This window comes from Streptomyces sp. NPDC031466 (assembly GCF_055581265.1).
The window spans coordinates 320,359-338,544 of the sequence record NZ_JBVIJT010000003.1 but is presented as its reverse complement, the minus strand read 5'-3'; the positions used below and the strand labels follow the sequence as shown (position 1 = coordinate 338,544).

The following is an 18,186-nucleotide window of genomic DNA, read 5'->3' as shown; positions in this document are numbered from 1 at the left end:
GGTCAGCGACTCACCGGTAACAGGGGGTGTAAAGCGACAGGAAAGGCGCGTGCGCTTTGGATGCTTCTCATGATCCGGTCACCCTCCGATGAACTGTGTGACCTTATGTACGAGTTCCGCGCGTACCGCGTGTACGAGTACCGCGGCGGCCTCGGCCGCGGGGGCACGCCCCGCGTGCAGGACAATGGCAAGGTGACGGCCACCTCGGCCGCCAGCACGTACAGAACCGGGGCTGATCAGGACATGGGACGAGTCACGGAGCGACGCAAGGTCGTCCGGATCCGGGACGGGCACGTCTCCGAGCGGCCCGACACCCTGGTCGCCGAGGAGCCCCTGGAGATCCGGCTGAACGGCGGGCCGCTCGCCATCACCATGCGCACGCCGGGCGACGACTTCGCGCTCGCGGCGGGTTTCCTGGTGAGCGAGGGGGTTCTCGGGGGCGCCGAGGACCTGCGGAACATCGTGTACTGCGCGGGCGCCACCGAGGACGGCTCGAACACGTACAACGTGGTGGACGTCCGCACGGCGCCCGGCCTCGTCCTGCCCGACATCACCCTGGAGCGCAACGTCTACACGACGTCGTCCTGCGGCCTGTGCGGCAAGGCGAGCCTGGACGCCGTGCGCACCACCGCCCGGTGGCCGATCGCCGACACGCCCCCGGTGCGCGTCGGCACCGAGCTGCTGGCCGCCCTGCCCGACCGGCTGCGCGAGTCCCAGCGGGTCTTCGACCGGACCGGGGGCCTGCACGCGGCGGCCCTGTTCGACGAGGAGGGGCGGCTGCTGGACATACGGGAGGACGTGGGACGGCACAACGCCGTCGACAAGCTCGTGGGCCGGGCGCTCCAGGACGGGCGGCTCCCGCTGTCGCGCGCGATCCTGCTCGTCTCGGGCCGCGCCTCGTTCGAGCTCGCCCAGAAGGCGGTGATGGCGGGCATTCCGGTGCTCGCCGCGGTCTCCGCGCCGTCCTCGCTCGCGGTCGACCTGGCCGCCGAGACCGGTCTGACCCTGATCGGTTTCCTGCGCGGCTCCTCCATGAACGTGTACGCGGGCGAGCACCGCGTCGCCCTGCGGACCCCGGCCGCCCAGGGCTGACCCCACTCCGGACAGCGGCACGGCCCTGGCCCGGCCGACTGCTTCAGGTCACCCCCGAGATCCGGGTGAGCATCTCGAGGAACCGGGTGCGCTCGGCGTCCGACAGGGACGCGAGGAGCGTCTCGTTGGCCCGCTCGGCCGCTTCGGTGCACCGTGCCACGAGGCGCTCGCCCTTGGCCGTGATGGTGATCGCGTTCTTGCGGCGGTCCTTGGGGTCCGGGGCGCGGTCGACGAGTCCGTCCGCCTGGAGGTCGTTGAGGACGCCGACCATGTCCTTGGGGTCGAGCAGGACGCTGCGGCCCAGTTCGGCCTGGGCGACCGGGCCGAGGTCGGCGACGGCCGCGAGCACCACGTGGTGCCACATCTTCAGGCCCTCCTGGGCCAGCGCGTCGGCGACCAGGGCACGTCCACGGGCGGCGGCGCGGCCGAGCAGCCAGCTGGGAAGGGTGCGGATCGCGCTGGGGGCGGGTGGCGTCGTGGGCATGGGAGGAGCCTAGCGAGAGCGGACGCGAAATCATTGGACCTCCCTACGATATTTGGGTATACCGTTGGGACTCCCAATGATTCTCTGATCCACTCCGGAGGTGGTGCGGATGCGTCGCGTCCGTTACGAACGCAGCGGCGGTCCCGAGGTCCTGTTCCTGGAGGAGACGCCCGTGCCCCGGCCGGGCCCCGACGAGTTGCTCGTACGCGTGGAGGCGGCCGGTGTGACCCTGCCCGTCGTCCGCAAGGTTCGCGAGGCCCGCGAGCCGATCGCCCTGGGCGGCGAGATCGCCGGGGAGGTCGTCGCACTCGGCGAGGGCGTCACCGGCCACGCGGTGGGCGACCGTGTCACAGGGCTGGTCTTCGGGCACGGTTACGCCGACTACGCCCTGCTCCCCACCGCGATGGCCTCCCCCGTGCCCGGCGGCGCGAGCGCGGTCGACGCCGTCGCGCTGGTCCGCTCCGGGCTCGTCGCCAGGGGCGCACTGGAGGCCGCGCGCCCCGAGCCGGGAGAGGCCGCGCTCATCACGGCGGCGGCGAGCGGCGTCGGCCACCTGGCGGTGCAGCTCGCGCGGGCGAAGGGGGCCGGGCGGATCGTCGGCGCGGTCTCCGACGCCGGCAAGGCCGACTTCGTGCGCGGGCTCGGCGCCGACGACGTCATCACGTACGACCGCGAGGACTGGGGCGAACCCGTCGACTACGCCCTGGACGCGGTCGGCGGCGAGCTGCTCGCGCCCGCCGTGGCGGCCCTCGCCCCGCACGGGCGTCTGGTGGCCTACAGCTCCGGCGGCGGCACCGTGTCGGCGTATGACCTGCTCGTCGGCGCGAAGTCCGTCATCGGCTTCCAGATGGCGCTCATCGCCCACGGGAAACCGGCGCTGTACGAGGCCTGGCGGCGGGAGCTGTGGCAGCTGTACGCGGCCGGTGAGCTGCGGCCCGTCGTGCACGCGCGGTACGCCTTGGAGGACGCGGCCCTCGCCCATGCGGCCACCGAGGAGCGGACCAACCTCGGGAAGGTGGTCCTCGTCCCGTGACCGCCCCGGTCCGCGCCCCGCACCTCGTACGGGAGCGGCACGCGGGGCTCCCCCGGCGCGCGGTTCTTGTGAGGTGCGGTGGCCGCCAGTACCGTCTGTGGCGCGCACATAGGACGTGGGATGTCAGGACGTCCCGTCGCCATCACCGTCGCTCCATCGCCGCCACGTCGCTCCATCGCCCTCGCCGTCGCTCCGTCGCCATCGCCGTCGCCAGGAAAGGCGGGCCGCACCATGTCGTCGACTTCGAGCCTCCGTGTACGCCTCAGATCTCTCGGGCCCACCATCGCCGCCGCGCTGGCGCTCGCCGTCGGTGCCCTGCTGCCGGCGCCCCTCGCGCGCGCGGCGGCCGAACCCGCGCCGCCCTTCGAGCAGCAGGTGCTGTTCAAGGCCTCCCAGGACCCCGGATACGCCTGCTTCCGCATCCCCGCCGTCGTGCGGACGACCCACGGCACCCTCCTCGCCTTCGCCGAGGGCCGGGTCAACGACTGCAGTGACGCGGGCGACATAGACCTGGTGCTGAAGCGGTCCGACGACGGAGGCCGCACCTGGGGCCCGCTCCACGTCATCAACGAGGGCGCCGGCGACACGCACGGCAACCCGGCGCCGGTCGTGGACCGCGAGAGCGGCCGCGTGCTGCTCGCGGAGACGTACAACACCGGCCGCACGGACGGCAAGAACTGCGAGGTGCCGTGCGACCGCACCCCCCATCTGCAGTACAGCGACGACGACGGCCGCAGCTGGTCGGCGCCACGCGACCTGAGCGAGGAGATCCTGCCGAGGGAGTGGAACTCCTGGTACGCGACCGGCCCCGTGCACGGCGTCCAGCTCTCCCGGGGCAGACACGCCGGACGCCTCGTCCTCGCGGTCAACGCCGAGACGTGGGACGGCAGCCGGATAAGCGCCAACCACGCCGCGCTGGTCGTCAGCGACGACGGCGGCGACCACTGGAAGGTCGGCGCCACCGACTCGTACCCCGTCGGCGCCGACGGCACGTTCCGCCAGAAGCCGTCGGAGATGACGGTCACCGAACGGCCCGACGGGGCGGTGTACGTCAGCGGCCGCGAGCAGGACGGCACCGACCTCGGCCACCGCACGCACGCCGTGAGCCGTGACGGCGGTGACACCTTCGCCGCCCCCTTCGAGGCGATCCCGGACCTGTACGCGCCCCAAGTGCAGTGCTCCACCCTCCAGTTCGGCCGGCGGATGCTGCTCGGCTGCCCCGCCGACCCCGACCGCCGCCGCACGATGCAGATCCGCTCCTCCTACGACGGCGGCCGCACCTGGGACAGCGTCGACCGGGGCACGACGGTGACCGCGGACTGGTCCGGCTACTCCGACCTGGTGCGGGCCGACGGCGCGCACGTCGGCCTGCTGTACGAGGGCGGCGCCGTGGACGCGCGCGACGAGATCCGCTTCGCCCGCTTCACCGAGGAGTGGCTGCAGCCGCGCCGCGGCCCCGACCCGACGACCCGCGACCACGCGCCGGGCGCCCGCGCCGCGGCCGTGCTCGGCGGGGCGCGCGAGACCAAGGGCCGCTTCGGCGGCGCCCTCGCCCTCGACGGCACCGACGACGCCGTACGGCTGCCCTTCCGCCGCCGGCTGGCCCTGGGCTCGGGGGACTTCACCGCCTCGATGTGGTTCCGCTACTCCGCGACCACCGGCGAGCAGCCGCTGCTGTGGATGGGCGGCATCGGTACCAACCAGCCGCAGGTGTGGCTGCGCGGCGAGCCGGCGAGCGACCGCGTCACGGGGCTGATCACCACGCGGGACGGCGCGGCGCCCCCGAGGTCCGCCGCCGTGCGCACCACGGGCGCGTACAACGACGACCGCTGGCACCACATCGCGCTGCGCCGCGGCGACGGGCGTCTGACGCTGTTCCTCGACGGCACGCGGGTCACCGCCGCCGACGTACCGGGCTCGGTCAGCCGCAACTCGCCGTTCGGCGTGCACATCGGGCAACGCCTGGACAGCCGCGCCCACTTCACCGGGGCGGTCGACGACGTGCGGGTGTACGACAGGGCCCTGAGCGACGCCGAGACGGAGGCCTTGCGCACCACCTGCGACGCTGTGACACACGACACCGTCGCCCGGCTCCCCATGGACCGCGTGCGCGGCAGGAACTAACGTCCCGGGCGTGTCCGACCAAGAGCGTCACGGCGGGGCGAGCGGCAGGATCTGGCTGATCCTGCTGCTCGCCGTGGCCTGCGCGGCCGTCCTGCTCGTCGCCCTGCCCGGCCGCGACCGTGAGGGCGGCGACACACAGGCGGCGGCGTGCCGGCCGCGCACCGTGGCGTCCTGGTCCGCCGACGACCGGGCCACCGGGGAGTTCGCCCGCTACGGCGACGACCCGGCCCGGGCCGACGACTGGACCGGCGGCGACGGCACCCACTCGGTGCGGCTGCCGGACGGGCGCGTGCTGTGGCTGTTCTCCGACACCTTCCTCGGCCAGGTCCACGCGCCGCCCAACCCGGCGGGCCAGCCCCACCCCTGGCGGGACGCGAACGCGCCCATGGTCCGCAACTCCGCCCTGGTCATGTCCCGCTCGGGCACCCTTGAGCGCACCCTTCCCGCGCCGCTCTTCGCCGACCCGGGGCCCCAGCAGTGGCGCTGGCCGGTGGCGGCCCGTGTCGAACCCCGCTCACCGGACTCGGAGGAGCGGGTCGTACGCGTCCTGCTGTGGACCCGGATGACGGGCCAGGGCCCCTGGATCTACGGCGTCCCCCTGGCCACGGAGGTCGCCACGCTCTCCCTGCCGGACCTGCGCGTCGAGGGCATCGTCAAGGTGTCCGACCAGCAGCGGGTCGCGGACCCCCAGAAGCGGGTCCTGTACGGCACGACGACGGTCGAGGACGAGCGCTGGACGTACGTGTTCGGCGGCACGGACGCGCAGGCCGCCTCGCGGCCCACCTCGCACGCACACGTCGCGCGCGTCCCGCACGGCCGGCTCGCCGAGGCCGGCGCGTGGGAGTACTGGGACGGTGAGGGGTGGGGCCGCGAGAGCGCCTCGCGGGCGGTCCTCGGCAACGGCGGCCACAAGGGGGTGGGCAGCGCGTTCACTGTGGTGCGGGACAAGGGGACGTACGTGCTGTTCACCATGGCCGCGGGCGCCGAGGGGCTGACCGACGTCACGTCGTACTGGGCCTGCTCCCCCACCGGCCCCTGGCACGGCCCGGCCAAGGCGTTCGAGGCGCCCCTGCCGAAGGACGGCGCCGCGCGCCAGGACACGGCCGCCTACAACCCGCAGGCCCATCCGGCGCTCGGCGGGGACGGGCGCGTCGTGCTGAGTTACGACGTGAACTGGCTGGACCCGGTGCCCGCGAGCGCGCAGGCGAACGTCAATCGGAACGTGTCGCTGTACCGGCCGCGCTTCGTGTCGCTGCGGCTGGCGGAGCCCCGCTGACGGGGTCCTGCCCGTCGAAGTCGGTCAGGTCGGAGTTGGTCACGTCGGATGCGGTCACGTCGAAGTCGGTCAGATCGCGCGAGCGGCGCTTGGCGATGACCGCGCAGACCATGAGCTGCATCTGATGGAAGAGCATCAGCGGCAGGACGGCGAGGGAGGCGTGCGCCCCGAACAGCACGCTGGCCATGGGCAGGCCGGCGGCCAGGGACTTCTTCGACCCGGCGAACTGGATCGCGATCCGGTCGGCGCGTCCGAAGCCGAGCCGTTTCGCGCCGTACCAGGTCAGCGCCAGCATCACGGTGAGCAGTACGGCCTCGACACCGAGCAGCGCGAGCAGCCGCGGCAAGGTCACCTGGTGCCAGATGCCCCGGACCATGCCCTCGCTGAAAGCGGTGTAGACGACGAGCAGGATCGAGCCCCGGTCCACGCGTCCGAGGACCTTCTTGTGCCGGGTGAGGAAACCACCGACCCAGCGCCGCAACGCCTGACCGGCGACGAACGGCACGAGGAGCTGGACGACGATCTTGACGACGGAGTCCGCCGAGAAGCCGCCGCCCGTGCCGCCGAGCAGCGCCGCCGCGAGCAGCGGGGTGAGGACGATGCCGGCGAGCGAGGAGAAGGAGCCGGCGCAGATCGCCGCCGGGACGTTGCCGCGGGCCAGGGAGGTGAAGGCGATGGACGACTGGATCGTCGACGGCACCAGGGTGAGGAAGAGGAAGCCGCTGTAGAGGGCGGGCGTCAGGACATGGGGCACGAGCCCCTTGGCGGCGAGCCCGAGCAGCGGGAAGACGAGGAACGTGCAGGCGAGGACGGTGACGTGCAGCCGCCAGTGCCGCAGTCCGTCGAGCGCCTCCCGGGTGGACAGCCGGGCCCCGTAGAGGAAGAAGAGCAACGACACGGCGGCGGTGGAGACTCCGGAGGCGACATCGGCGGAGGTGCCCCGCGCGGGGAGGAGGGCCGCGATGCCCACGGTCGCGAGCAACGCCACGATGTAGGGGTCGACCGGCATCCAGGACGGCCACTTCAGGCGTTTCACGGCACTCCATGCTCTCGGTGCGGGGGTGTGGTTCCGGACCGTCCCGGCGCCGGGGTGGCCGGAACGTCTCGTCCCCATGGTCCCCCCGAGCCGTGCGATCGGGAATCCCGTACACCGCTCTGACTGTCATCACAGAACACGATGGGCGCGGCTAGGCTGGTGCGCGTGTACGACCCTTCGCAGCTGCGCACCTTCCTCGCGGTCGCCCAGACGCTGAACTTCACGCAGGCCGCCCGGCGCCTCGGCCTGCGCCAGTCCACGGTGAGCCAGCACGTGCGCCGTCTGGAGGAGGCCACCGGGCGGCAGCTGTTCACCCGCGACACGCACAGCGTCGAGCTGACCGAGGACGGCGAGGCGATGCTCGGCTTCGCCCGCCGCATCCTCGCGGTGCACGAGCAGGCCGCGGCGTTCTTCACGCGCACGCGGCTCGGCGGGCGGCTGCGGTTCGGGGCGTCGGAGGACTTCGTCCTGACCCGGCTCACCGACATCCTGGAGGCCTTCCGGCACGACCACCCCGACGTCGACCTGGAGCTGACCGTCGAGCTCTCCGGCACGCTCCACGAGCAGCTGGACGCGGGCAGACTCGACCTGGTGCTCGCCAAGCGGCGCCCGGAGGACCCGCGCGGTGAGCTGGTGCGCCACGACGAGCTGGTGTGGATCGGCGCGGAGCGGCTGCGGCTGGATCCCGAGCGCCCGGTACCGCTGATCGTCTATCCGCCGCCGGGCATCACCCGCGCCCTGGCCCTGGAGGCGCTGGAGAGGCGCGGCCGCGCCTGGCGGGTGGCGTGCACCAGCGGCAGCCTCAACGGCCTGGTGGCGGCGGCCCGCGCGGGGCTCGGGGTGATGGCGCACTCGCGCGGCCTGATCCCGCCGGGCCTGGTCCGCGTCCCGGACCGGGCGGGCCTGCCCGAGCTGGGCCGGGTCGACTTCGTCCTGCTGCACGGCGAGCGCCGCGCCGCCGACCAGGGCGCCGCGGACGCGCTGGCGGCGGCGATCCTCGCGAGCGGCGACCGGCTGCGGCACGGGGCCGGCCCTCCGGGCGGACGAGCGGAGAGGGACGGCACGCTCTAGCGCAGGGGCCGCGGGTAGGTGAGTTCCTTGAAGCGGCGCAGGAGGGGAGCCGTCTCGATGTGCCGCACGCCGTCCAGCGGGCCGAGCCTGCCGCTCACATAGCGGTACAGCTCCGCGGTGTCGCGGGTCAGGACGCTCGCCATCAGGTTGGCGGAGCCGGAGGTCGCCGAGACGTGGGCGACCTCGGGGTGTGCGGCCATCGCCCGTCCGACCGCGTCGAGTGCGCCGGGCGCGACGGTGACCCACAGGATCGCGGCGGTGGCGAATCCGAAGCACGCGGTGTCGTACTCGGTGTCCAGGTAGAGCGCCCCGGAGCCGAGCAGCGCGGCGACGCGGCGCTTGACGGAGGACTCGGAGAGGCCCGTCAGCCGCTGGAGTTCGGGGTAGGTGGCACGCTCGTCGGCCTTCAGGGCGGCGGCCAGGGGCTCGTCGTCGGGGACGATGCGCACGGGGCCCGGGGGCGCGGCGACCGTGGCCGGCCGCAGGGCGGCGGCCTGTTCGTCGGTCAGGGGGCGGTGCTTGCCGATCCAGCCGGTGCGTCCGCCGTAGAAGCGGTGCATGAGCTGGTGGGCGGTGATCTCGATGAGCTTTTGGGTGCGCAGGAGTTTGCCGAAGAGCAGGTCGTCGTAGTCGCCGGGGGTGCGGGGCAGCGACATGCAGACCACCTCGGTGCCCGCCGACGTCAGGTGGACCCAGGCCGTGTCGGGGCGGCGGGCCAGGGCGGCCGCGATGGCCTCGGCCCCGTCCGGTGTGCAGCGCAGCCGCAGCATCCACTGGTCCCTGCCGAGCCGCGCGCTGTCCCGGACGCCGATGACGCGCAGGCCCGCACCGGCGCGCAGCCGGCGGAAGCGGCGCGCGACGGTCTGGTCGGAGACGCCGAGCACGCCCGCGATGCGGCTGAAGGACGCCCTGCCGTCGATCTCCAGGGCGTGCACCACCTTGCGGTCCAGGGCGTCGAAGACATCGGATTCCACCACCGAGCCCCTCCCTGTGTCGGATCCGTGCGCGCGAAGGCCTCCCGGCACCGGGACCGGCCGCCGCCACCTCATCGTACGGATACGCACACCTGCTCGTACGACAAGTCGGAGGAAGAGGGAAATGCGCAGATGGGGGCCGCTCACGGCGGTGTCTCTCGGGACCTTCATGCTGTTGCTGGACGTGACCATCGTGGTGGTGGCACTGCCCGACATGGCGCGGGCGCTGAACGCCTCGCTCAGTGACCTCCAATGGGTCATCGACGGTTACGCCCTCGCACTCGCCGCGCTGCTGCTCGGGATCGGCGCCGCCGCCGACGTGCTGGGGCGGCGGCGGCTCAACGTGGCGGGGACCGCGCTGTTCGCCCTGGCCTCACTGGGGTGCGGCCTGGCGTCGGGCGCCGAGCTGCTGGTGGCGGCCCGCGCGCTGCAAGGAGTGGGCGCCGCCGCCATGTTCGCGACGACCCTGCCGCTGCTCGGCGCCGCCTACCAGGGGCGCGAGCGGTCGCTCGCCCTCGGCGTGTGGGGCGCGGTGAGCGGGGCGTCGGCCGCGCTCGGCCCGATCGTCGGCGGGGTCCTCACACAGGGACCGGGTTGGCGCTGGATCTTCTTCGTGAACCTGCCGGTGAGCGTGGTGTCGATCTGGCTGACGCTGCGTGTGGTGCCCGAGTCCCGGGCCGCCGCCGGGCGGCGGGTCGACTGGGCGGGGACGATCGCGTTCGCGGGCTTCGCGGGGGCGGGGACGTACGGCGTGCTGCGCGGCGGCGCCGAGGGCTGGACGTCGGCGCCCACCGCCGCGGCCCTCGCGCTCTCGGCGCTCGCGCTGCTCTGCTTCGTGCTGGTGGAGCGGCGGGTCGCCCATCCGCTGCTCGATCTGCGGCTGCTGCGCAAGCCCGCGTTCACCGGGGTGCTGATCGGCGCGCTCGGCTACAACGCGGCGGCGTTCGGCGTCATCCCCTATGTCTCGCTGTGGCTCCAGACCGTGCTCGGCATGAGCCCGGTGCGCGGCGGCCTCGTGCTGCTGCCGCTGGCGGCGACGTCGTTCGTGGTCGCGCTGATCAGCGGGCGCCTGCTGCACGGTGTGGCGCCCCGTCTGGTCATCGGCGTCGGGCTGCTCCTGGTCGGCGCGGGCGGCCTGTGCACGGCGATGCTCGACGCCTCCTCGTCCTGGGCGGCGCTCGCCCCCGGGCTGACCCTCGCGGGGCTCGGTACGGGGCTGGTCGCGCCGGGTCTCGCCGGGGCGGCGCTGGCCGCGGTGCCGCCTTCGGACGCCGGGATGGCGGGCGGCGCGGTCAACACCTTCCGCCAGCTCGGCTACGCGGTCGGGGTCGCCCTGTTCGGCACGGTGCTGACCTCGCGCATGACGGACTCGCTCGGTCATGACGCGGCACACGCCGTCGCGGGCGGCGGCGCGCGGGACCCGCACGGCACGCTCTCCGAGCACGCGGTGCGGGCGGCCTTCGCGGACGGCCTGAACGGGGCGTCCCTCGCGGCGGGCGTCACGGGGCTCGCCGCCGGGGTGCTGGTGCTCGTCCTGGTGCGTACGCCGGGGCGGCGGCCGGGGGCGGTGGGCGCGAAGCCTCCGGGCGCCGCGTCCCGCGACGAGCGGGAGCCCGCCACCAGGCAGCGGGCGTAGGCACGGGCGGCAAGCGGCGGGCGGCACCCTGCGAGCGCGGGGTGCCGCATGCGCGGGGTGCGTGGGCCGTGGGTGCGCGCCGGGGGGAGCACACGTCTGCACGCCACGTACAGATTCGGTGGAGATTACGGTACCGAAACTTACTCAAGCGTAAGTAATCTGTCCCGCCGTTCCCCTTGTGGCCGCATTTCCACCTGCTGACCTGTGCTGATGGTCCGTACCGCCCGCCCATCGGCCCCCTCCCGCGACGCTGCGGCGTGGGGTACGGTCACGGCGCTGTGCGGAGCGCCACGAGGAGCACCATTGCGCGAGTTCACGAACCCTCCGACGGCGTCGGCGTCGCCGGCGGGCGGTCTTGCCGACGCTGTCTTCGACCATGCCCGTGCGGATCCGACGCGCGTCGCCCTGGGCCGCAAGTCGGACGGACGGTGGCACGACGTCACCGCGGGAGCCTTCCGTGACGAGGTGCTGGCCCTGGCGAAGGGCCTGATCGCGCAGGGCGTACGGTTCGGCGACCGCGTCGCCATCATGTGCCGCACCCGCTACGAGTGGACGTTGTTCGACTTCGCGCTGTGGACCATCGGCGCCCAGGTCGTGCCCGTCTATCCGACCTCCTCGGCCGAACAGGTCCACTGGATGCTGCACGACGCGCGGGTCAGCGCCGCGATGGTCGAGCACGAGGACCACGCGATGACGATCGGCTCGGTCGTCGACCGGCTGCCGCAGCTGCGCCGGCTGTGGCAGCTGGACGCCGACGCCGTGGCCGAACTGAACGGCGCGGGCCTGGACATCGACGACGAGGTGGTGCACCGCCACCGCCGGGCGGTCACCCCCGACTCGATCGCCACGATCATCTACACCTCCGGCACCACCGGCCGCCCCAAGGGCTGCCTGATCTCCCACGCGAACCTCATGTTCGAGGCGGATGTGATGGTCGCGCGCTGGGAGCCGGTCTTCCGCGCCAAGCGCGGCGACGAGGCCACCACCCTGCTGTTCCTGCCGCTCGCGCACGTCTTCGGCCGGATGGTGCAGGTCGCCGCCGTGCGGGGGCGGGTCAAGATGGGGCACCAGCCGAACCTCAACGCGGCCGCGCTGCTGCCGGACCTGGCCGCGTTCCGGCCCTCGTTCATCCTGGCCGTGCCCTACATCTTCGAAAAGGTGTTCAACGCGGCGCGGCGCAAGGCGGAGAAGGAGGGCAGGGCGGGCCCGTTCGACAAGGCCGTCGAGTGCGCGGTGCGCTACGCGGACGCGATGGAGGCCAAGGCCTTCGGCTCGGGCCCCGGGCCATCGGCCGCCCTGCGCGTGCAGCACCAGCTGTTCGACAAGCTCGTCTACTCCAAGGTGCGCGAGGCGATGGGCGGCCGGGTACGGCACGCGATGTCGGGCGGCTCGGGCATGGACCGGCGGCTCGGCCTGTTCTTCGCGGGCGCCGGCGTGACGATCTACGAGGGGTACGGGCTGACCGAGTCGACGGCCGCCGCGGCCGCCAACCCGCCCGAGCGCACCCGCTACGGCACGGTGGGTCAGCCGATCCCGGGGACGACGGTGCGCATCGCGCAGGACGGGGAGATCTGGCTGCGTGGCGGCAACGTCTTCCAGGGTTATCTGAACGCCCCGCAGGCCACGGAGGTGACCCTGCGCGACGGCTGGCTCGCCACCGGCGATCTGGGCTCGCTCGACGAGGACGGCTATCTGACGATCACCGGGCGCAAGAAGGAGATCCTGGTGACGTCCGGCGGGAAGAGCGTCTCGCCGGTCCAGCTGGAGGAGCGGGTGCGCGACCATCCGCTGGTCGCGCAGTGCATCGTCGTCGGCAACGACCGCCCCTACATCGCCGCCCTCGTGACGCTGGACAGGGAAGCCGTCGAGCACTGGCTGACGATGCGGCGCAAGCCGCTCCTTCCCGCCGGCGAGCTGGTGCGGGACCCGGATCTGGAGACGGAGGTGCGACGGGCCGTCGTCGCCGCCAACACGCTCGTCTCGCAGGCGGAGTCGATCCGCACGTTCCGGATACTGGCGCATCAGTTCAGTGAGGAGCACGGGCTGCTCACGCCTTCGCTGAAGTTGAGGCGGAAGGCCATCGAGGACCTCTACGCGGCCGAGGTCGACGCCCTGTACCGCGTCTGACCCGGCGTTTCTCTCGCCCCGCCCCGCGCATCGGCGGCGTGATCGTGGGCACAGGATGGCGTGTGGTCACCCGGTCGGAGCGTGCGGGACCGCATGCCTCCGTTTCAGGAATGCGGCGTCGCCCCTGATCGTTGACCATGGGAGAACCACCCGACGACTGAAGGATCGAGAGCTCGTGAGCAAGGTCCCCCCGATCATCCTGAACAACGGCGTCGAGATGCCGCAGCTCGGTTTCGGCGTGTGGCAGGTGCCGGACGACGAGGCCGAGGCGGCCGTCACGACGGCACTGGAGGCCGGGTACCGCAGTATCGACACCGCGGCGATCTACGGCAACGAAGAGGGCACGGGCAAGGCCATCGCCGCCTCCGGTGTACCCCGTGAGGAGCTGTTCGTCACGACGAAGCTCTGGAACAGCGACCAGGGTCATGACGCGACCCTGCGTGCCTTCGACACCTCGCTGAAGAAGCTGGGGCTCGACCATGTGGACCTGTACCTCATCCACTGGCCGATGCCGTCCAAGGACACCTACGTCGACACGTACAAGGCCTTCGAGAAGATCCAGGCCGACGGCCGCGCCAAGTCCATCGGCGTGTCGAACTTCCTGCCGGAGCACCTGGAGCGGCTGATCTCCGAGACGTCGGTCGTCCCCGCCGTCAACCAGATCGAGCTGCACCCGCACCTCCAGCAGCGCGCCTCGCGCGAGTTCCACGCCGAGCAGGGCATCGCCACGGAGGCGTGGTCGCCGCTCGGCCAGGGCAAGGGGCTCCTGGACGTTCCCGCGATCGTCGCCATCGCGCGCAAGCACGGGCGCACGCCCGCGCAGATCGTGCTGCGCTGGCACATCCAGCTGGGCAATGTGGTGATCCCCAAGTCCGTGACCCCGTCGCGGATCAAGGAGAACATCGACGTCTTCGGCTTCGAGCTGGACCCCGAGGACATGGCGGCGATCTCGGCCCTGAACGAGGACCGCCGCCTCGGCCCGGACCCGGCGACGTTCGACACGGTGTAAGCGGTGCAGGACGGGCGGGCGGCCCCGGCCGACAAGAGGTCCGGGCCCGCCCGTTCGTCTGCCCGCCCCGCTCCTACACCGCGTCCCGGCGCACCCCGTCCTCCGCGTCCTGATCCTGCCGTCCGCCCTGCGGCTCAGCGCGGCGTGACCAGGTCAGCCGTACGGTCAGGTGGCCCTCGGTCGCCGTCCTGGCGATGACCGCGCCGGCCGCCACCGTGAGTTTGACGCCGAATTCGAGCTCGATCGTGTCGGGGTCCAGGGCCCGCTCCCGGAAGGTCCGCAGCGCCGACAGCGCGGCGCCGCGCACATGTCCGAGGGCCGACTCGAAGCGCCCCTCGACATCATGGACCGCACCGGCCTCGCCCCGCCGCGACACGGACCGCAACCCGGGGTCCGTGGACTCCACTTCGACCACGACGGGTCCCTGCTCGGACTCCCAGCGCACCAACTCACCCACGTGCGTCTCCCCCTTCACGGTTCGGACCTCGACCGGCGTTGCCCCCGCTCTCGAAGGTAGCGTCAACAGGGCTTCCAGCAGCGGGTGTTCGGCGGATACGTGTGCCGCTGGGCGCGCCCCGGACACTGCTTACCCCTACGCGCCTGCAGGGTCCTTCACCGCCACGTGCACCGTCTGCGCCGAGAGCAGGAACAGATCGGGGCGGTGGTGCAGGCCCTGCGGGTCGTTCTCGTCCAGGAGGCGGTCGAACGTGGCGAGGTCCTCGGGGGTGAAGCGCTCTTCGTGCATCTCGCGGCGGCGGGTGAACTCCTCGATCACATGGGCACGGGCGTCCTCGGGGAGCGGGGCCGGCAGGTCGAGGAGGAAGCTGCGGGTCGCCACGTGGCGCAGGCCCGCGCCGGTGAGGAGCGCCGGCCAGTCCTCCGGCGCGTCCTTGGTGCCCGGCAGGCTCTCCCGCATGCCGGCGAACCACGCCTCGTCGGAGGCTTCGAGGCGGGAGAGGAGGCCGGGGCGGCCGAAGCCGATGTCGCGGGGGAGGTAGCGGGCGTTCAGGCCGCCCTCCAGGAGCGCGATCGCACCGCCCGGGGCGAGGCGGGCGGCCAGCGCGGCCAGCGCGGCGCTCTGGTCGCCGACGTGGTGCAGGGACTTGCACAGCCACAGGAGGTCGGCGGTCGGTACGTCGCCGATGTCGTCCGGCAGCGCGGCGCGCACGGCGTCGAAGCGGCCGGCCAGGCCCTCGCGGGCGGCGCGCTCGCGGGCCCGCTCAAGGAGGGGTTCCTCGGGGTCCGCCGCGACGATCCGCGCCTTGGGGAAGGCCTCCGCCAGCAGGAAGGAGACGGCGCCCGGGCCGCTGCCGACGTCCACGACGACGCCGGGCTCCGGGACCCAGCCGCGCAGCCAGGCGGCGACCTCGCCGTACAGCGGCGCGGCGATCCGCGCGTAACGCTCCAGCATGGTGCCCATGGCGGACCAGTCCATGTCCTTGCCATCATGGCCGTGGCCGTGGCCGTGGCCGTGACTGTGCCCGCTGTGGCCGCTGTGGCTGTGGCCGCCTCCGTGGGCGTCGCCCGTGTGGCCCGCGCCTACGCCCTCTCCCCGGGCGTCTCCCGTCGCCTGGTTCTCGTCGTGGCCCTGCCCCTGCTGATGCGCCATCGCTGTGCCGCCTTCCGGTTATCTGCCCTCGTCGTGGATGGGGACCAGCCTCCACCCGCCTCCCGGTTTTCGCCCACTCACGTTGCCGATACCGCAAAAGGCGGAGCACGCCGAAGAACGGCCCTCACGCGCCTCGCGTCCGTTTGCGGAACGCGCGCAGGCCGAACCGCGGGTCGGGGCGCGGCACGTCCTGGTCGGGGAGCGCGGCGAGCCGGGCCGCGAGGCGCGCGGCCTGTGGCCCGTCGGGCGGGATCTGGGTGAACCAGCCCCGGCGGAGGTCGTCGGCGGTGGAGCGGGGCGAGCGGCCCTGGCCGTGGCCGGTGAAGCGGGAGCGGCCGGCGGGAGCCATGCCGTGCTCGGCCGCGTACACCGCGACGGCCTCGGCGCGGTCGACCGCGGGGCGCACCGGGCGCGGGGCGAGCACGGCGTCGATGTCGCTGCCGACGTCGTGCGAGGCGGCCTTGTCGACGGTGGTGACGTAGGTGCCGCCGGGCCGCAGCACGCGCGCGCACTCGCCGACGACCGCCGCCGCCTCCTCGGGTCCGGGCATCAGGTGCAGCAGCCACACCGTGCTCACCGCGTCGAACGTGTCGTCGGGGAAGGGCAGTCGGCGGCTGTCGCCGAGGACGACGGCGCCCGGCACCCGGTCCGCCGCCATCCGGGCCATGCGGTACGTCGCGTCGACCCCCGTCACCCGCAGGCCCTCATGTGCGGCGAGGCGGCGCGTGACCAGGCCGGTGCCGCAGGCGACGTCGAGGAGGGTGCGGGGGTGGGACGGCAGCAGGCCGAGGACGGCGGCCGCGGCGGCCGCCGCGCGGGGTTCGCCGCCGCGCGAGGCGTCGTAGCGGTCGGCTTCCTTGCTGTAGTCCAGCATGGCGGGACTCACTCGGCGCCGTGGGCCGGGGCCAACCCCTCGACCCTGCGGGCGAGTTCGAAGTCGAGGGCGGTGAGCGCGCCGCCCGCGCTGTGCGTGTGCACGGACAGCGTGACGGTGTGGTGGCCGAGGGTCAGGTCGGAGTGGTGGTCGAGTTCGTCCTGCGTCCGCGCGATGTGGACGACCAGGCCGGTGGCCGCGAAGTGCGAGCCGAGCCGGTAGGAGCGGGTGAGCCTGCCGTCGGCCAGGGACCAGCCGGGCAGCCCGGCGAGACGGTCCTCGATCTCTTCGTGCGGGAGCGGTGCGCGGGACATGGGGGATGTTCCTTCCTCGGGGTCGCTCCCACCTTGCCACAGCCCCTTTCGACTACCGTCTACGTATGACCACCGCCGCGCCCGCCACGGGGACCGCCAAAGGCAAGGCCAAGGGCAACGACACCAGGGGGAACGCCACCGGAGTGGGTCCGCTGCTGCGCTGCTGGCGCGAGCGGCGCCGGTTGAGCCAGTTGGAACTGGCCCTGCGCGCCGACTCGTCCGCGCGGCACATCAGCTTCATCGAGACGGGCCGCTCACGGCCGAGCGAGGAGCTGGTGCTGCGCCTCGCCGACCATCTCGACGTGCCGGTGCGGGAGCGCAACTCCCTGCTGCTCGCCGCCGGTTACGCGCCGCGCTTCAGGGAGACGCCGCTGGAGGACCCCTCGATGGGCATGCTCCGCGAGGGCCTGGAGCAGCTCCTGACGGGCTATGAGCCGTATCCGGCGCTGGTCGTCGACGCGGCGTACGACGTGGTCGCGGCGAACCGCGGCATCGCGCTGCTGTTGGAGGGCCTTCCGGAGCGTCTGCTGGCGCCGCCCCTGAACGCGATGCGGCTGACCCTGCACCCCGAGGGTCTCGCCACCAAGATCCGCAACCTGCGGGAGTGGCGCGGCCATCTGCTGCACCAGATGGAGCGGCAGATCGCGCTGCAGCGCTCGGACGCCCTGCGGAAGGTGTACGAGGAGGTGGCCGCGTATCCGGTGGGCGATCCGGGGGTGGACGCCTTCGAGGCGGGGACGGACGTGCCGTATTTCGCGCTGCCCCTGCGGATCGAGCACGAGGGGCACGTCCTGTCCTTCATCTCGTCCATCTCGACGTTCAACACCCCCATGGACGTGACCGTCGCCGAGCTGGCCATCGAGACACTGCTCCCGGCCGACCCGGCGACGACCAAGTTCCTCCAGACCCGGATGGCCTGAGGGCCCCGGCTCAGGCCCTCGCCGCGCGCAGCGCCGCGTACTGGAGCGCCGCGAAGCCGCCGACGGTGACGGCCTGCATCGGGATCCAGACCGCGCCCGCCGTGCTGGGCGAGAGCCACAGGGCGAGGGCGAGGACGCTGAGCAGGGCCCAGGCGGCGTTGCCCTCGATCACCGCGCGCACGCCGAACGTCGGCGGGCTCTTGCGGGCGGCGAGGTAACCGACGCCCGCGCCGTAGGCGGTGAGGAAGACGCCGAGCCCGAGCAGCAGCCCGGAGTCGACGCCGAGGAAGCGTCCGAGGGGCCCCGAGGCGGCCACGTACGCGAGGCCGTTGCCCGCGGTCACGATGGCGTCCAGGCCGAGGAAGCGGCGCAGCATGGTGGTCGGGTCGGTGGTGCGGGCGAGGGCGGTGAGCTGGTAGGTCGTCATGGCGGGCTGCCTCCGGGGTGTGGGGCGGATGGTGCGGGGAGCCGGATCGGCTCCGCGGTGCCGCGGTCCCGATCCGGTGACACCACTGTGCCGAGCGCGCGCCACCCGGTCGATTACGTCACAGGTAATGCCGCCCATGACCTCCCGGGACCGGTGCCGGGAGGTCATGGGCGGCCGGGC

17 protein-coding genes are annotated in these 18,186 nt (G+C 73.2%); 9 read left to right on the top strand and 8 right to left on the bottom strand.

The window, feature by feature from the left end; all coding sequences use genetic code 11:
• The first annotated feature begins 243 nt into the window (after positions 1–243).
• Positions 244–1,092 carry a formate dehydrogenase accessory sulfurtransferase FdhD gene (gene fdhD / locus ACZ5GP_RS07520; protein WP_468749895.1) on the top strand — a complete coding sequence of 283 codons (849 nt, stop codon included), beginning with the start codon at positions 244–246 and terminating at the stop codon, positions 1,090–1,092.
• Between the two features lie 43 nt (positions 1,093–1,135).
• Here the strand turns inward: fdhD and ACZ5GP_RS07515 are convergent, their stop codons facing one another.
• On the bottom strand, positions 1,136–1,576 hold the full coding sequence (locus ACZ5GP_RS07515) for a MarR family winged helix-turn-helix transcriptional regulator (protein WP_468749894.1): 441 nt from the start codon (positions 1,574–1,576) through the stop codon (positions 1,136–1,138).
• 109 nt (positions 1,577–1,685) lie between these two features.
• Here ACZ5GP_RS07515 and ACZ5GP_RS07510 point away from each other — a divergent pair, with 109 nt between their 5' ends.
• The 3 genes from ACZ5GP_RS07510 (at position 1,686) to ACZ5GP_RS07500 (ending at position 6,009) form a co-directional block, all read left to right on the top strand.
• Positions 1,686–2,609, top strand: a complete 924-nt coding sequence (locus ACZ5GP_RS07510; RefSeq protein ID WP_468749893.1) for a quinone oxidoreductase family protein — start codon at positions 1,686–1,688, stop codon at positions 2,607–2,609.
• Positions 2,610–2,840: 231 nt separating this feature from the next.
• Positions 2,841–4,733, top strand: coding sequence for an exo-alpha-sialidase (locus tag ACZ5GP_RS07505; protein WP_468749892.1), 1,893 nt, complete (start codon positions 2,841–2,843; stop codon positions 4,731–4,733).
• Positions 4,734–4,743: 10 nt separating this feature from the next.
• Positions 4,744–6,009, top strand: a complete 1,266-nt coding sequence (locus ACZ5GP_RS07500; protein WP_468749891.1) for a hypothetical protein — start codon at positions 4,744–4,746, stop codon at positions 6,007–6,009.
• Here the strand turns inward: ACZ5GP_RS07500 and ACZ5GP_RS07495 are convergent.
• The gene (locus tag ACZ5GP_RS07495) at positions 5,945–7,045 is read right to left on the bottom strand and encodes a bile acid:sodium symporter family protein (RefSeq protein ID WP_468749890.1); all 1,101 of its coding nucleotides are present in this window, start codon (positions 7,043–7,045) and stop codon (positions 5,945–5,947) included. The two genes, ACZ5GP_RS07500 and ACZ5GP_RS07495, sit on opposite strands and share 65 nt — an antisense overlap.
• A gap of 165 nt (positions 7,046–7,210) precedes the next feature.
• On the opposite strand from ACZ5GP_RS07495, the gene ACZ5GP_RS07490 reads away from it, so the two are divergent.
• On the top strand, positions 7,211–8,116 hold the full coding sequence (locus tag ACZ5GP_RS07490) for a LysR substrate-binding domain-containing protein (RefSeq protein WP_468749889.1): 906 nt from the start codon (positions 7,211–7,213) through the stop codon (positions 8,114–8,116).
• Here the strand turns inward: ACZ5GP_RS07490 and ACZ5GP_RS07485 are convergent.
• Positions 8,113–9,093: an Lrp/AsnC family transcriptional regulator gene (locus ACZ5GP_RS07485; RefSeq protein WP_468749888.1), complete on the bottom strand. Its 981-nt coding sequence runs from the start codon at positions 9,091–9,093 to the stop codon at positions 8,113–8,115. The genes ACZ5GP_RS07490 and ACZ5GP_RS07485 overlap by 4 nt on opposite strands.
• A 121-nt stretch (positions 9,094–9,214) precedes the next feature.
• Between ACZ5GP_RS07485 and ACZ5GP_RS07480 the strand changes: the two genes are divergently transcribed.
• The 3 genes from ACZ5GP_RS07480 (at position 9,215) to ACZ5GP_RS07470 (ending at position 13,862) form a co-directional block, all read left to right on the top strand.
• Positions 9,215–10,726, top strand: coding sequence for an MFS transporter (locus ACZ5GP_RS07480; RefSeq protein WP_468749887.1), 1,512 nt, complete (start codon positions 9,215–9,217; stop codon positions 10,724–10,726).
• A 303-nt stretch (positions 10,727–11,029) separates the two neighbouring features.
• Positions 11,030–12,853 (top strand): AMP-dependent synthetase/ligase, encoded by a 1,824-nt coding sequence (locus ACZ5GP_RS07475; RefSeq protein ID WP_468749886.1) that lies wholly within the window; start codon positions 11,030–11,032, stop codon positions 12,851–12,853.
• Positions 12,854–13,070: 217 nt separating this feature from the next.
• Positions 13,071–13,862 (top strand): aldo/keto reductase, encoded by a 792-nt coding sequence (locus ACZ5GP_RS07470; protein ID WP_468750157.1) that lies wholly within the window; start codon positions 13,071–13,073, stop codon positions 13,860–13,862.
• Between the two features lie 73 nt (positions 13,863–13,935).
• Here the strand turns inward: ACZ5GP_RS07470 and ACZ5GP_RS07465 are convergent, their stop codons facing one another.
• From ACZ5GP_RS07465 to ACZ5GP_RS07450, 4 genes are all read right to left on the bottom strand, one after another.
• Complete coding sequence (locus ACZ5GP_RS07465; RefSeq protein ID WP_468749885.1) at positions 13,936–14,319, bottom strand: CU044_2847 family protein; 384 nt, start codon at positions 14,317–14,319, stop codon at positions 13,936–13,938.
• Between the two features lie 135 nt (positions 14,320–14,454).
• Positions 14,455–15,471 (bottom strand): class I SAM-dependent methyltransferase, encoded by a 1,017-nt coding sequence (locus ACZ5GP_RS07460; RefSeq protein ID WP_468749884.1) that lies wholly within the window; start codon positions 15,469–15,471, stop codon positions 14,455–14,457.
• A gap of 124 nt (positions 15,472–15,595) precedes the next feature.
• Entirely contained in the window at positions 15,596–16,345 is a 750-nt protein-coding gene (locus tag ACZ5GP_RS07455) for a class I SAM-dependent methyltransferase (protein WP_468749883.1), read from the bottom strand.
• Positions 16,346–16,353: 8 nt separating this feature from the next.
• Positions 16,354–16,659: a 4a-hydroxytetrahydrobiopterin dehydratase gene (locus tag ACZ5GP_RS07450; protein ID WP_468749882.1), complete on the bottom strand. Its 306-nt coding sequence runs from the start codon at positions 16,657–16,659 to the stop codon at positions 16,354–16,356.
• Between the two features lie 65 nt (positions 16,660–16,724).
• Here ACZ5GP_RS07450 and ACZ5GP_RS07445 point away from each other — a divergent pair, with 65 nt between their 5' ends.
• Positions 16,725–17,579: a helix-turn-helix domain-containing protein gene (locus tag ACZ5GP_RS07445; RefSeq protein ID WP_468749881.1), complete on the top strand. Its 855-nt coding sequence runs from the start codon at positions 16,725–16,727 to the stop codon at positions 17,577–17,579.
• Between the two features lie 10 nt (positions 17,580–17,589).
• Here ACZ5GP_RS07445 and ACZ5GP_RS07440 read toward each other — a convergent pair whose 3' ends face one another.
• Positions 17,590–18,006, bottom strand: coding sequence for a hypothetical protein (locus ACZ5GP_RS07440; RefSeq protein WP_468749880.1), 417 nt, complete (start codon positions 18,004–18,006; stop codon positions 17,590–17,592).
• Positions 18,007–18,186 lie beyond the last annotated feature (180 nt).